This window comes from Cellulosimicrobium sp. EB106-03-01-XG111, from assembly GCF_058792115.1.
In genome coordinates this window covers 101,247-114,564 of record NZ_JBYTEQ010000003.1, presented here as the reverse complement: position 1 = coordinate 114,564, position 13,318 = coordinate 101,247, and the positions used below count along the sequence as shown (strand labels likewise).

Sequence of the window (13,318 nt, the reverse complement as noted above, 5' to 3'; positions counted from 1 at the left end):
TTCACCGCCCGGCGGCGGCGTCGGCGCAGGTCCGGGCGCGTGTCGTGCACGTCACGCCGCGCGGGCGCCGCCGTGTCACGCCCCGTGTACCGGGTCGAGCCGCCGGGACGGCGCGCTCAGACGCTGGAGTAGGCGACGACGCCGCGGCGCAGGCGGTCGATCGCCTGGCGTGCGGTGCGGCGGACCTCGGGGGTGGGGGCGGCGCCCGCGACCTGGTCGAGGACGTCGATGACCTGCTTGCACCAGCGCACGAAGTCGCCCGCCGCGATCTCGGAGCCGCGCAGCACGGCGTCGAGGCTGCGGCCGACGGCCCACCGGTGCACGGCGGTGACGAGGCCTTCGTCGAGCGGCCCGGTCGCGTCGATGTCGTGCTCGTCCTCGAGGTCGTCGACCTCGGACCACACGCGCGTGGTGGCCTCGAGCGCGCGCGCCAGCCTGCCGTGGGGGCCGCCGGGGACGTCGGGCTCGCCGTGGTCCTCGCGGCGACCGGCGTACACGCACGTGGACACGACGGCGGCCAGGGCGGGGGCGTCGAGGTCCTCCCACACGCCGCGGCGCAGGCACTCGGCCAGGAGCAGGTCGTTCTCGGCGTAGAGGCGGCGCAGCCACTGCCCGTCGGGCGTGACCTGCAGGCCGGTGCGCGCGGCCTCGCGGGCGGCGCGCCCGGTGGGTGGGTCTGCGGGGGTCTCCTCCTCGTCCAGGGCGTCCTTGAGGGGCGCGGCCGGGTCCTGCGCGGGCTCGGCGGGCGCGAGGTAGCCGAGCGTGACGAGGACGTCGCAGATGCGGTCGAAGACGCGCGCGATGGACCCGGTGCGGCCCTCGACGCGCCGCACGAGCTGGTCGTGCTCCTTCTTCAGCCGCGCCCACCGCTCGGCCCAGCGGGCGTGGTCCTCGCGGTCGGGGCAGTCGTGGCACGGGTGGGCGCGCAGCTGGGCGCGCAGGCGCACGAGCTGGGCGTCGTCGGTCGCGCCGGACCGGGCGCGGGTGGTGCGGCCGGGGCGCGTGCCCGGCTCGTCGAGCGCGCCGAGCGCGTTGCGCAGCGTGGAGGCGAGGTCGCGCCGCTGCGCGGGCACGCGCGCGTTAAACGTCTTGGGGATGCGCACGCGCGCGACGGTGCGGATCCCGCCGGGTGCGTCGGCGACGGTGAGCTTCTTCACCTGACGGTCCTGCGTGAGGACGGTGGGGCGCGGCCCGTCGAACCCGGCGCCCTCCCCCGGGTCGAGCACGACGACGTAGCCCGCGCGCCGCCCGGACGGCACCTCGACGACGTCCCCGGGCCGCAGGCGCTCGAACGCGGCGACGACCTCGGCGCGGCGCGACCGGCTCGCGGCGCGCGACAGGTCGCCCTCGCGCGCGGTGATGCGCCGCCGCAGAGCCGCGTACTCGGCGAAGTCGCCGCGGTCGCACGTCATGGCCTGCGCGTACCCGTCGAGGGCCTCGGCGTGCGCCTGCGCCTGCTTGGCCAGGCCGACGACGCCGCGGTCGGCCTGGAACTGCGCGAACGACGTCTCCAGGACCTCGCGCGCCCGGTCGCGCCCGACCTGCGCGACGAGGTTGACCGCCATGTTGTACGTGGGCCGGAAGCTCGAGCGCAGCGGGTACAGGCGCTTGGACGCCAGGCCCGCGAGGTGCACCGGGTCCAGGCCCGCGTGGTCGACGACGACGGCGTGCCCCTCGACGTCGATGCCGCGCCGCCCGGCACGCCCGGTGAGCTGGGTGTACTCCCCCGGGGTGACGTCGACGTGCGCGGTGCCGTCCCACTTGACGAGCTTCTCCAGCGCGACGGACCGGGCGGGCATGTTGATGCCGAGCGCGAGCGTCTCGGTGGCGAACACGACCTTGATGAGCCCGCGGCTGAACAGCTCCTCGACCGTCTCCTTGAACACGGGCAGCAGGCCCGCGTGGTGGGCCGCGATGCCGCGCGCGAGGGACTCCGTCCACGTCCAGTACCCCAGGACCTCCAGGTCCTCGGTGGGGATGGTCGCGGTGCGCTCCTCCGCGACGCGCCGGATCTCGGCCTCCTCCGCGGGCGACGTCAGGCGCAGCCCCGCGGTGAGGCACTGCTGCACGGCGCCCTCGCACCCGGCGCGGGAGAAGATGAAGTAGATCGCGGGCAGCAGCCCGTCCGCGTCGAGCGCGTCCACGACGGCGAACCGGGCCGGGGTGCGCCGCCCGACGACGGACCGGTCCGGCCCCGGGCGACGCCCCCCGCGACCGCGGTACCCGCGGTCGCCGGACCCCCGCCGCCCACCCGGCCCGGGGCCGCCCGTGCGGGGCGCGGTACGGAACGCGGCGACCAGGTCGGGGTTGATGGGCGGGTTCACGCCCGGGTCGGTCGGGTCCACGGTCCCGGCGTACAGGTCGAGCAGGTCCGCGCCGGGCGCGCGCCCGCCGCCCGCGTGCGCGACCCCGGCCGCGGGGTTCGCCGACGCGACGAGGACGTGCTGCCACAGCGGCACGGGCCGGCGCTCGCTGACGACGACGGTCGTGTCGCCGCGCACCATCTCCAGCCAGTCGCCGAACTCCTCCGCGTTGGACACGGTCGCGGACAGGGACACGAGCTGCACGTCGTCGGGCAGGTGGATGATCACCTCTTCCCACACCGGCCCGCGGAACCGGTCGGCGAGGTAGTGCACCTCGTCCATGACGACGTACGCGAGCCCGTCCAGGGTGCGCGACCCCGCGTACAGCATGTTGCGCAGCACCTCGGTCGTCATGACGACGACGGGCGCCTCCCCGTTGATCGTCGTGTCCCCGGTGAGCAGGCCCACGGCGTCGGCGCCGTGGCGGCGCACGAGGTCGGCGTACTTCTGGTTCGACAGCGCCTTGATGGGGGTCGTGTAGAACGCCTTGCGCCCGCCCGCGAGGGCGAGGTGGACCGCGAACTCGCCCACGACCGTCTTCCCCGCGCCCGTGGGTGCGGCGACGAGCACGCCGCGACCCTCCTCCAGCGCCTCGCACGCGCGCACCTGGAAGTCGTCGAGGGGGAAGTCGAGCACCTGCCGGAAGTCCGCGAGCCGCGTGCGGGACGCCGCCTGGCGGGCCCGGGACGCGGCGTAGCGGGCGGCGGGCGATTCGTCGGCCGTCATGCCGTCAGCCTACGGTCCGCCGCCCACCTCGCCGGTCGAAAGACCCCTGCTCAGCGCGCGGGGACCGTGGCGTCGAGCACGCGCAGCGCCCCGGGGACGACGTCCACGCGCAGCGGGAGCGGGCCGAGGTGCTCCCCGTCGGCGAACGCGTGCGGCGGCGCGGCGCCCGCGGCGGTCGGCTCGACCGTGACCGACGTCGCGCGCACGGTCCCGACCGCGCGGTGGGCGAGGTGACGGCCCGCGTACATGCCGGGGAAGACGCGCGCGGCGCCCCACCGCCCGAGCGGGCCCGCGACGACGACGTCCAGCAGGCCGTCGTCGGGCACGGCGCCGGGCGCGACCCGGACCCCGCCGCCAAAGCGGGGGCTGTTCGCGACGGCGACGAGCGCGCCAGGCGACTCCCACACGAACGCCCGCCCGCCCGGGTGCTGCGCGGCGTCGGGCACGGGCAGCAGGGGCGCCCCGGCGAGGACGTCCGGCACGTCGTCGCCCACGGGCACGCCCCGCACCGTGACGCGGTACCCGTAGGGCCGGTAGCGGGTGATCTCCGTCAGGGCGGAGCGCGCGTACCGGGACCGTCCGCGCGGCCAGGTCGCCGCGTTGGCGTGCGCGTTCACCGCGGCGTCGATCCCGGCGGACAGCACGCCCGCGTACCAGCGCGCGACGGGCACGTGCTCGCCCGCGACCCGCGCGGCGTCGACCACCCGCACGCGCGCCCCGGCGCTCGCGGCGGGGCCGAGCGCGGCCAGGAGGGCGTCGACGCAGCGGTCGGGACGGCCGGTGGGCAGGTCGAGAGCGTGGGCGAAGTCGTTCCCGGTCCCCACGGCGACGATGCCGAGCGGCACCCCGGTGCCCGCGGTGGCGTTGACGCCGAGGTGCACCATGCCGTCGCCGCCGACGACGACGAGCGCGTCCACGCCCGCGGCCGTGACGGTGCCGCGGACGGCCGCGTCGGCGGACTCCTGCGCGAGGGGCAGGCTGGGGGCGCTGAGGTCGAGGACGTCGTGCCCGGCCGCGGTGAGCGCCTCGGCGGTGCGGCGGCCGGCGGTGCGGCCCCGTCCGCGCCCGGCCGTGGGGTTGACGACGAGCGCGACCGTGCTCACGCGCGGTCCCCGCGCCCGGTGGGGCGCGGCCGGGGCGCGGTGCTCACAGGGCGAGCCGGGCGGCGTCGCGCTGGTCGACGCGCCGGTCGTGCAGGACGGAGATCCCGTAGGCGAGGAAGTACAGGGCGCAGATGGGCAGCGCGACGCAGAACATGGTGAGCACGTCGGGCGTGGGGGTCATGATCGCGGCGAACAGGAACGAGATCAGCACGGCCCAGCGCCACCCGGCGAGCCACGTCGCGGCGCGCACCACGCCCATCGTGTTGAGCGCGACCATGATCACAGGCACGAGGAACGCGATGCCGAACGCGAGCATGAGCCGCATGACGAACCCGAGGTACATCTGGGCGTTGATGAGGTTCGCGCTGCCGTCGGGCACGAACTCGTTGAGGAGCGCGACCGCGCGCGGCAGCATCACCCACGCGAGCGCGACGCCGGCGAGGAACAGCGGGACGGCGGCGCCGATGAACCCGAACGCGTACCGCTTCTCCTTGGACGTCAGGCCGGGCGTGATGAACGCGAAGAGCTGGTACAGCCACCACGGGCTCGACAGCAGGACGCCGAGGAACAGGGAGACCTTGACCTTCATGTCGATGGCCGTGGCCACGCCCTCGAAGTTCAGGCCCGTCAGGACGTCGCGGCGCTCGGCCGCGTCGACGAGCGGCTGCTGCAGCGCCTGCAGCACCGGCTCGTACACGATCCACCCGACCACGGCACCGAGGACGATGCCGATCGCGGCGAGGAAGAGGCGCTTGCGGATCTCGACGAGATGCTCGCGCAGGGGCATGCGCCCCTCGGGGTCACGGGGAGAGCGGGACACCGACTACGCCTTGGGGGTGTCGTCCTGCGTGGACGACGCCGTGCCCCCCGTCACGCTCGTCGCACCCGTGCCCGCCGCGCCGGTCGTCGTGGCGCCGGTCGTGGTGCCGGTGCTCGTCGTGGCGGTGGTGCCCGACGGCGTCGTGGTCGTCGTCGCGTCGTCGTCCTCGCGCAGGTCCTTGACCTCCTTCTTGAAGATCTTCAGCGACTGGCCGACGGAGCGCGCCATGTCGGGGAGCCGCTTCGACCCGAAGAGCAGCAGGACCAGGAGGATGAGGACGACGATCGTCGCGGGGTGACGAAGGATGTTCACGGCGGGAACCTACTACCTACTCGTGGGCGGCCAGGGGCGACGTTGCTCTTCGCGCCATCATAGGTCACGGCGCCCCCCGTCCCGCGGTGCCGGTCAGGCGTTGAACCTCCGCCAGCGGGACCACACCAGCTCGTCGCGGCGGCGCCGCAGCACGCGCCGCTCCTCGCGGTCCGCGCGCAGCACGTCCACCCGGGCGCGCAGCTCGACCGGGTCGTCGAACAGCGTGGGCGCCGTCGAGGGCTGCGCCTCCTGCTGGGCTCGCGCCAGCTCGTCCGCCCGCGCACCCAGGTCTGCCGCGACCTGCGACGCGCGCGACAGCTCACGTCCCAGGCCCTTGACCGACCGCCACAGGCGCCGCGCCAGGAAGAACGCACCCACGAGCGTGCCCACGACGAGCAGCGTCCAGACCCAGAACCACATGCCGCCCACCCTAACCAGCGGCGCGGTCGTCGCCCGACGGGCCGCCGCCCGGGACGTCGGCGGGCAGGTGCGCGTACGCGGCCAGGGCGGCGCTCGCGGCCTCGCGCACGTCCTGCGCGACGGCGGCCGGCTCGACGGCCAGGACGTGGCGGGCGCGCTCGGTGAGGAGCTGGCGCAGCCACACGGGGTTGGTGACGCGCAGCCGCACCTCGAACGCGCCGCCCGGCAGGTTGCGCACCGACTCCACGGGGACCTGCTCCGCCACGGCGCGCGCCGGGCTGGCGAACGTGATGGTCGCGAGGGGCGCGTCGCCGGTGGGCGTGAAGTCCACGTCGGGGTCGACGTCGTGCCGCTCGACGGCCTGGTCGAGCTCGGTGGCGGCGAGGATGCGGTCGACGCGGAACGTGCGCCGCCCCTGGGCGCGGTGGCACCACGCGAGCAGGTAGGCGTGCTCGTCCTGCGTGTGCAGGGACACGGGGTCCACGTCGCGCTCGGACTCCTCGTCCGCCGCGGTGACGTACCGGATGCGCAGGCGGTGGCCCGCGACGAGCGCGCTCGTGATGGCCGCGACCACGCGCGGGTCGCCCTCGGGTGCGAGCTGCACGTCGAGCGCCGCCGCGGCCTCCCCGGTCGCGTCGGTCAGCTTGCGCAGCACCGACTCCACGACGCCCGCACGCTCCGGGTCGGCCTGCACCGCCGCCGTCTCGCGCATCGCGCGCAGCGCCGCGATGAGCGCGACCGCCTCCCGGGTACCCAGCCGCAGGGGGCGCGTCATGCCGCGCGCCTCGGTGAGGCGCACCACGCCGCGCTCGATCGAGTCCGCGTCGAAGTCGATGAGGTCGTCGGGCCAGTACCCGGGCGTGCCCGACACCCACAGGGCGTCGACGTCGTCCAGGACCTGGCGCTCGCTGACGCCGAAGTGCCGGGCGAGCTCGCCCACCGGCACCGGTCCCGCCCCGTCGAGGTACGCCACGATGCCCAGCAGGCGCACCAGCCGGTCGTCCGCGCGCTCAGCCACGCTCCACCTCCGCCTGCTCGCCGCCGTCGGCCGGGCCCGTCGCCAGTCCCGCCGCGTCGCGCAGCCGCCGCACGACCGCCTCGCGCAGGTCCGGCGGGCCCAGCACCAGCACCGCGTCCCCGTACCCCACGACCTCGTCGGCCATCGCGTACCGCACGTCGTACGCCACCTCGAGCACGTCGCGGCCCGCGCCGTCGCCCGCCCGCGCGTCGGGCACCGAGCCCACGACCGTGCCGCGCGCGCGCAGCGCCCCCGCACGCTCGGGCACCACCGCCAAGCGTGCGAGCCCGCCCGCGTCGCGCGTGCCCAGCGCCGCGTCCACGTCCACGTGCGCCGGCACCTCGAACGCGTCGCGCGGCCCCGACGCCCGCACCCGTCCTTCGACCCGGCTCAGCCGGTAGGACCGGGGCGCGCCCCGGTCCAGGTCCAGGCCCACCAGGTACCAGCCGCCGCGCCGCGCCGCGATGCGCCACGGCTGCACCCGGCGCGGCCGCACCTCGCCCGTGCTCGCCGCCCGGTACGTGAACGACACCACGCGCCGCGCCGAGATCGCGTCCATGAGCGTCGCGTACGCGTCCCCCACCGCCCGCACCCTCGGCGCCAGACCCGCCACGACGTCCATCGCGGTCTCCCCCGCACCGGCCGCCCGCAGCTTCGTCAGCGCGCGCGAGATGTCCGTCCGCAGCGTCTTGTCCTGCCAGAACTGCGCCGCCAGCGCCAGCACCCCCAGCTCCGCGGGTGTGAGGTCCACCGCCGGCAGCGCGTACGCGTCCTGGTCGATCCGGTACCCCACCTCGTCCGCGTGCCCGCCCCCGTCCACCGTGACGATCGGGATGCCCAGGTCGCGCAGCGTGTCCTTGTCCCGCTCGAACATCCGTTCGAACGCGTCGGGCGAGGGTGCGTCACCGTACCCCGCCACGCTCGACCGGATCTGCTGCTTCGTCATCGACGCGTTCGTGTTCACCAACGCGATCACCAGGTTCAGCAGACGCGCCGCAGGGTTCGTCGACGAGCCCCCCGACGACGACGCGACGGAGGGCGCGGAGGCAGCAGTGGGCTCGGACATCGGCACCACGCTAGTCGGTCGATAGGGTGTGCCGCGTGATCACGTGGCGGACCGCGACCGTGGTGTCGCACGCGAAGGCCTGGACCGGAGCCCAAGAGCTCGACGTCAAGCTCCACACACCCCTGCCCGGACGCCCCGACGACCCCCACGCCACCGTGCGCGCCCTCGCCTACACCCAGCTCGTCGGCACCCCCCACCCCGGCGACCACGTCCTCCTCAACGTCTCCGCCCTCGCCCGCGGCCTCGGCACCGGCGGCTACGCGCTCGTCGTCGGCCCCGCCCGGCCCGCCACCCCCCTCCCGCCCGACCCCACGCCCGGACCCGGCCACCTCGTCAAGGCCCGCTACACCCCCCTGCAAGCCCTCGTCCTCGGCGTCGACGAGCAGGAGTCCCCCCACCACGACACCCTGCGCGACGCCGACGACCTCGCCGACACCCCCGTCGTCGTCGCCGACCTCCACTCCGCCCTGCCCGCCGTCGTCGCCGGCGCCCGCCACGCCGCCGCGCTCGCAGGACGCCCCACCCCCCGCATCGCCTACGTCATGACCGACGGCGGCGCCCTGCCCGCCGCGTTCTCCCGCACCATCGCCACCCTGCGCGACACCGGCTGGATCGACACCTGCATCACCGTCGGCCAAGCCTTCGGCGGCGACCTCGAAGCCGTCACCGTCCACACCGGCCTCCTCGCCGCCCACCACGTCACCGGCGCCGACCTCGTCGTCGTCGCCCAAGGACCCGGCAACCTCGGCACCGGCACCCGCTGGGGGTTCTCCGGCGTCGCCGCCGGCGAAGCCCTCAACGCCGTCGCCACCCTCCGCGGCCGACCCGTCGCCTCCCTGCGCGTCTCCGGCGCCGACCCCCGCGACCGCCACCTCGGCATCTCCCACCACTCCCTCACCGCCTACGGCCGCGTCGCCCTCGCCCCCAGCGACCTCCCCCTGCCCGTCCCCACCCCCGACGTCGAGAACCTCCCCGGCTGGGGCCCCGACCTCACCGCCCGCATCACCCACCAGGCCCACACCCTCGCCGCCCCCACCGGCCGCCACCACCCCGTCCCCGTCCCCGCCGGACCCGACCTCCTCCACGCCCTGCACGACACCCCCGTCCGCCTGTCCACCATGGGCCGCGGCCTCGACACCGACCCCGCCGCCTTCCTCACCGCCGCCGTCGCCGGCGCCCACGCCGAGTCCCTCAGACCCGCATGACCACGACGCAGGGGGACCACGACCACCGCCGGCCCGGCCCGGCACGCTTCACCGCCGTCGCCGCACTGGCGCTCGCGGCCGTGCTCGCCGCCGCGACCGCCGCCCCCTGGAGCTGGACCGCGCCCGCCTGGCTCAGCGCCCTCGCCCGCGACCCCACCGGCCCGCCGCCCGAGAACGTCCCCCAGGAAGCACCCACCGCACCCCGAGAGCTCGAGATCCCCGTCGACGCGACCGGCATGTCCTTCGACACCTACCTCCTGTGGTTCCTCGGCGCCGCCGTCCTCGTGGTCATCGTCCTCCTCGCCCGCCGGTACCTGCCACGGCTGCTCGTCCGACGACGCCACCGCGACCTGCTCCTCGCCCCACCCGGAGACACCGCACACCTCGCCCAGGACCAGGTCGTCCCCGAGCTCCGCGACGCCGTCCACCGCGTCCGCACCCAGCTGCGCACCCCCGACGCCGACCCCCACGACGCCGTCGTCGCCGCCTGGGTCGCCCTCGAACGCGCCGCCGCCCGCGCCGGCACCCGACGCGACCCCGCCCAGACCCCCACCGAGTTCACCACCGCCGTCCTCACCAGCACACCCGCCGACCCCCACGCCGTCGCCACCCTGCGCCGCCTCTACCACCAGGCCCGGTTCGGAGAGCACACCCTCGGCACCGCCGACCTCGACGCCGCCCGCCACGCGCTCACCCGCATCGCGACCGACCTCGGCACACCACCCGACCCGACCCCCGACACCCCCACCCCCGCCGACCACCGAGCGCGCCCGTGAACCCCCGCGCACGCTGGGCCAGCCTCCGACCCACCGACCGGACCGCCCTGCGCACCGCCGCCACCGTCGTCGGCCTCGGCATCCTCCTCGCCACCCTCGGCGCATCCCCCGCCCACGCCCTCACGCTCACCGCCCTCGGCATCGCCGCCACCCTGCTCCGGCACCGCACCGGCTACGCCGGCGACACCGTCTGGCCCCACCTCCCCACCCTCCGGCGCGACGGCAACCGCCGCGACGTCTCCGACCTCGCCTGGTCCGTCCTCGGACGCGACGGACGCGTCACCCCCACCGCAGCCCGCCGCATGCGCCACCTCACCGACCAGCTCCTCGCCCGCCACGGCACCGGACCCCTCGACGACCCCACGGCAGCACCCGCCGTCGCCCACCTCCTCGGCCCCCGCGTCGCCCGCACCGCCCACGACCTCACCACCACCGGACGCCTCCCCACCCCCGCAGAGCTCCACGCCTGGCTCACCGCCCTCGACCGCCTGCCCACCACCCCGGAACGCCCCGGCGAAGGGACACCCCGATGACCACCCACCCCGGCACCACGCCGCACGCGCCCCTCGACGTCCCCACCGTCGCCGCGCACGGCCACGCCGTCCTCGACGAGGTCGCCACCGCCGTCGTCGGAGCCCGCGAACCCCTCACCCTGGCGCTCGCGGCGGTCCTCGCCGGGGGCCACGTCCTGTTCGAGGACGTGCCAGGTCTCGGCAAGACCCTCGCCGCGCGCAGCCTCGCGCGCGCCCTCGGCCTCGACTTCACGCGCCTGCAGTGCACGCCCGACCTGCTGCCCTCGGACGTCACCGGATCCTCCGTGTACGACCCCGCCGCCCGGACCTTCGAGTTCCGGCCCGGGCCCGTGTTCACCGGGCTCCTGCTCGCCGACGAGATCAACCGCACCGCCCCCAAGACCCAGTCCGCGCTGCTCGAGTCCATGGCCGAGCGCCAGGTCACCGTCGAGGGCACCACCTACCCGCTGCCGCGGCCCTTCCACGTCGTCGCGACGTCGAACCCCGTCGAGCACGAGGGCACCTACCCGCTCCCCGAGGCCCAGCTCGACCGCTTCATGGTCCGGCTCTCCGTCGGGTACCCGGGCCGCGACGAGGAGCGCGAGGTCCTCGCCCGCCGCATCGCGCGCCGGCACGACGACCCCGTCGTGCACCAGGTCGTCGACCGCGACACGGTCCTCGCCATGCAGGCCGCCGTCGAGCAGGTCGACGTCCACCCCGACGTCCTCGCCTACTGCGTCGACCTCGCCGCCGCGACCCGCACCCACCGCGACCTCGAGGTCGGCGCGTCGCCCCGCGGGTCCCAGAACCTCGCGCTCCTCGCGCGCGGCGTCGCCGTGCTCGACGGGCGCGACGTCGTGCTCCCCGAGGACGTCAAGCGCGTCGCCGTCCCCGTCCTCGCGCACCGCCTCACCCTCACCCCCGGCGCCTGGGCCGCCGACCTGCGCCCCGAGGCCCTCGTCGCAGACCTCCTGCGCACCGTCCCCGGACCCGCCACCGTCGGCCGGGCCGCGTGACCGGCCCCGCGACGCCCGACCCCGAGGCACCGCCCCCGTGGCGCACCACCGTCCACCTCGGCGCCGGGCTCCTCCTCGGCGCCACGCTGCTCGGGCTCGGCGTGCTCCTGCGCCGGCCCGACGCGGCGCTCCTCGGCGTCGCGCCCCTCCTCGCCGCCGTCTGGGGCTGGACCCGCCGACCCCGGCAGCCGGTGACGCTCCGCGTCACCCTCGACCCCGCCGCGCCGCCCGGGACCCTCACCGCACGCGTGCGCGCCCAGGTCCCCCCGGACGTCGAGCTCCTGCGCGTGCGCGGCGTCGCCCCCGGCGGACTCGTCACCGAACGCCTCGTCGATGTCTCCCACGGCTCGCGCGACCTCACCTGGCGGGCTCCGTCCGTCCGCACCGGCCCGACCGACACCTTGCGCGTCGACCACGCCGCCTACGGGCCCGACGGCGTCGAGGAGCAGCCGCCCCACGTCGCCTCCGGACCGCGGCGCCTCGTCCTGCCCCGCGCCGTGCCCCTCGGCCGCACGCCCCGCTCCTCCCGGCTGCGCGGGCTCTCCGGCCCCCGCACCTCCCGCCGCCCCGGAGACGGCACCGAGCTCCGCGACGTCGACGCATACCGCCCCGGGGACCGCCTCCGTCGCATCGACTGGCGCGCCACCGCCCGCCGCGCACCCGACCTCGCCACCCTGTACGTCCGCCGCACCTACGGCACGGCCGAGGCCACCGTCGTCCTCGTCCTCGACTCCCGCGACGACGTCGCCCCCGACCTCGCCACCTGGAACGGCGTCGGCGAGCAGCGCCCCGACGAGCCCACGTCCCTCGACCTCGCGCGGCACGCCGCCGCGTCCGTCGCGCACGCCGTCCTCGCCGACGGCGACCGCGTCGCCCTGGACGACCTCGGTCGCCTCGCCCGACCCGTCCGCGCCGGCGGCGGACGACGCCACCTGCGCCGCATCCTCCACGGGCTCGCCCTCGCCCGGCCCGTCGGCGACCCCACCGCGCGCCACCGGCCGCCCCAGGTCGCGGCCGGCGCCGCCGTCTACCTCTTCTCCACCCTCCTCGACGACGAAGCGCCCCGGCTCGCCCACCAGTGGCACGACACGGGCCACGTGGTCGTCGTCGTCGACGTCCTCCCGCCCGTGAACGCCGCCGACGTCGACGAGCACGTCGCCGTCGCCTGGCGCATCACCCGCCACGAGCGCGACGCCCGCATCCACGAGCTGCGCAGGAGGGGCGTCACCGTCGTCCGCTGGTACGACGGCACCCCCGACGCCGACGGCGCTCGCGGCGCGCTCGAGCTCGCCGCGCGACGCCTCGACCGGCGCCCCGCCGGCACGAGCACGGGCGGCCGACCATGAGGATGCCCGTCCGCCGCGAGACCGTCACCGCCGGACCACCGCCCCGGCTCGTCGTCGAGACGGGACCCACGTTCCCCGCGTGGACGGCGCGTGCCGCCCTGCTGCTCCTCGCGACCGGGTTCGCGGCCGCCGCGCTCCAGACGACCGGGCTCGCGCCGTCCTTCGTGTGGGGCGTCGCCGTCGGGCTCGGCATCGTCACCGCGTTCCTCCCCGCCCCTCCCGTGCCCCACCTGCTGATCTTCGTCGGCGGCGTCGTGCTCCTCGCGGAGGGCTCCGCGCCCTTCGACCCCGCCGTCTTCGCCCTCCTCCCGCTGGGGCAGCTCGTGCTCCGCGCCGCGTGGTGGAGCGACCACGTGCCGCCCGGAGCGCGCGCCGAGCTGCGCGCCCTCGTGCCCGACCTGCGGCGGGTCGTCGTGCTCCAGGCCGTGCTGCTCGTCGTGGCGCTCGCCGTGCGGGCGGTCGCGCTGGCCGACGTCTCGTCCGGCGTCGCGGCTGCGCTCGGCGGGCTCGCCGTGCTCGGTGTCGTCCTGCTCGTGCGACCGCGGGACTGAGCACTCGTCCTGCGAGGACCGCTTCCCGGCACCACGATGGGGACAGACGGCACCCGAGCCGTCGTCCCGCCGCCGTCCCGGCGC

At 76.5% G+C, this 13,318-nt stretch carries 13 protein-coding genes; 6 read left to right on the top strand and 7 right to left on the bottom strand.

Going from position 1 to position 13,318, the window contains the following annotated elements; genetic code table 11:
- Positions 1-116 precede the first annotated feature (116 nt).
- The 7 genes from AC3WT4_RS04510 to AC3WT4_RS04480 all read right to left on the bottom strand — a co-directional run bounded on the left by AC3WT4_RS04510 (position 117) and on the right by AC3WT4_RS04480 (position 7,828).
- Positions 117-3,089, bottom strand: a complete 2,973-nt coding sequence (locus AC3WT4_RS04510) for a DEAD/DEAH box helicase (protein WP_492314831.1) — start codon at positions 3,087-3,089, stop codon at positions 117-119.
- A 50-nt stretch (positions 3,090-3,139) separates the two neighbouring features.
- Positions 3,140-4,192, bottom strand: a complete 1,053-nt coding sequence (locus tag AC3WT4_RS04505) for a diacylglycerol/lipid kinase family protein (protein ID WP_492314830.1) — start codon at positions 4,190-4,192, stop codon at positions 3,140-3,142.
- A 43-nt stretch (positions 4,193-4,235) separates the two neighbouring features.
- Entirely contained in the window at positions 4,236-4,979 is a 744-nt protein-coding gene (gene tatC / locus AC3WT4_RS04500; RefSeq protein WP_074806442.1) for a twin-arginine translocase subunit TatC, read from the bottom strand.
- A gap of 36 nt (positions 4,980-5,015) precedes the next feature.
- Positions 5,016-5,324, bottom strand: a complete 309-nt coding sequence (tatA, locus tag AC3WT4_RS04495) for a Sec-independent protein translocase subunit TatA (RefSeq protein ID WP_083385040.1) — start codon at positions 5,322-5,324, stop codon at positions 5,016-5,018.
- A gap of 93 nt (positions 5,325-5,417) precedes the next feature.
- The gene (locus tag AC3WT4_RS04490) at positions 5,418-5,744 is read right to left on the bottom strand and encodes a hypothetical protein (protein ID WP_108049759.1); all 327 of its coding nucleotides are present in this window, start codon (positions 5,742-5,744) and stop codon (positions 5,418-5,420) included.
- 10 nt (positions 5,745-5,754) lie between these two features.
- Entirely contained in the window at positions 5,755-6,762 is a 1,008-nt protein-coding gene (locus AC3WT4_RS04485; RefSeq protein WP_492314829.1) for a helix-turn-helix transcriptional regulator, read from the bottom strand.
- Entirely contained in the window at positions 6,755-7,828 is a 1,074-nt protein-coding gene (locus AC3WT4_RS04480) for a helix-turn-helix transcriptional regulator (protein ID WP_492314828.1), read from the bottom strand. Before AC3WT4_RS04480 ends, AC3WT4_RS04485 begins: the two co-directional genes overlap by 8 nt.
- A gap of 35 nt (positions 7,829-7,863) precedes the next feature.
- Here AC3WT4_RS04480 and AC3WT4_RS04475 point away from each other — a divergent pair, with 35 nt between their 5' ends.
- The 6 genes from AC3WT4_RS04475 to AC3WT4_RS04450 are packed head-to-tail and all read left to right on the top strand — an operon-like array spanning position 7,864 to position 13,234.
- Positions 7,864-9,033, top strand: a complete 1,170-nt coding sequence (locus tag AC3WT4_RS04475) for a DUF3866 family protein (protein ID WP_108049649.1) — start codon at positions 7,864-7,866, stop codon at positions 9,031-9,033.
- A complete protein-coding gene (locus AC3WT4_RS04470; protein ID WP_492314827.1) occupies positions 9,030-9,809 on the top strand; it encodes a DUF4129 domain-containing protein in 780 nt (259 codons plus the stop codon). The genes AC3WT4_RS04475 and AC3WT4_RS04470 overlap by 4 nt, the downstream gene beginning before the upstream one ends.
- Positions 9,806-10,342, top strand: coding sequence for a hypothetical protein (locus AC3WT4_RS04465; protein ID WP_492314826.1), 537 nt, complete (start codon positions 9,806-9,808; stop codon positions 10,340-10,342). Before AC3WT4_RS04470 ends, AC3WT4_RS04465 begins: the two co-directional genes overlap by 4 nt.
- Complete coding sequence (locus AC3WT4_RS04460) at positions 10,339-11,337, top strand: AAA family ATPase (RefSeq protein ID WP_492314825.1); 999 nt, start codon at positions 10,339-10,341, stop codon at positions 11,335-11,337. The genes AC3WT4_RS04465 and AC3WT4_RS04460 overlap by 4 nt, the downstream gene beginning before the upstream one ends.
- The gene (locus AC3WT4_RS04455; RefSeq protein ID WP_146177715.1) at positions 11,334-12,683 is read left to right on the top strand and encodes a DUF58 domain-containing protein; all 1,350 of its coding nucleotides are present in this window, start codon (positions 11,334-11,336) and stop codon (positions 12,681-12,683) included. The genes AC3WT4_RS04460 and AC3WT4_RS04455 overlap by 4 nt, the downstream gene beginning before the upstream one ends.
- Entirely contained in the window at positions 12,680-13,234 is a 555-nt protein-coding gene (locus tag AC3WT4_RS04450) for a hypothetical protein (RefSeq protein WP_286186048.1), read from the top strand. Before AC3WT4_RS04455 ends, AC3WT4_RS04450 begins: the two co-directional genes overlap by 4 nt.
- Positions 13,235-13,318: the final 84 nt, after the last annotated feature.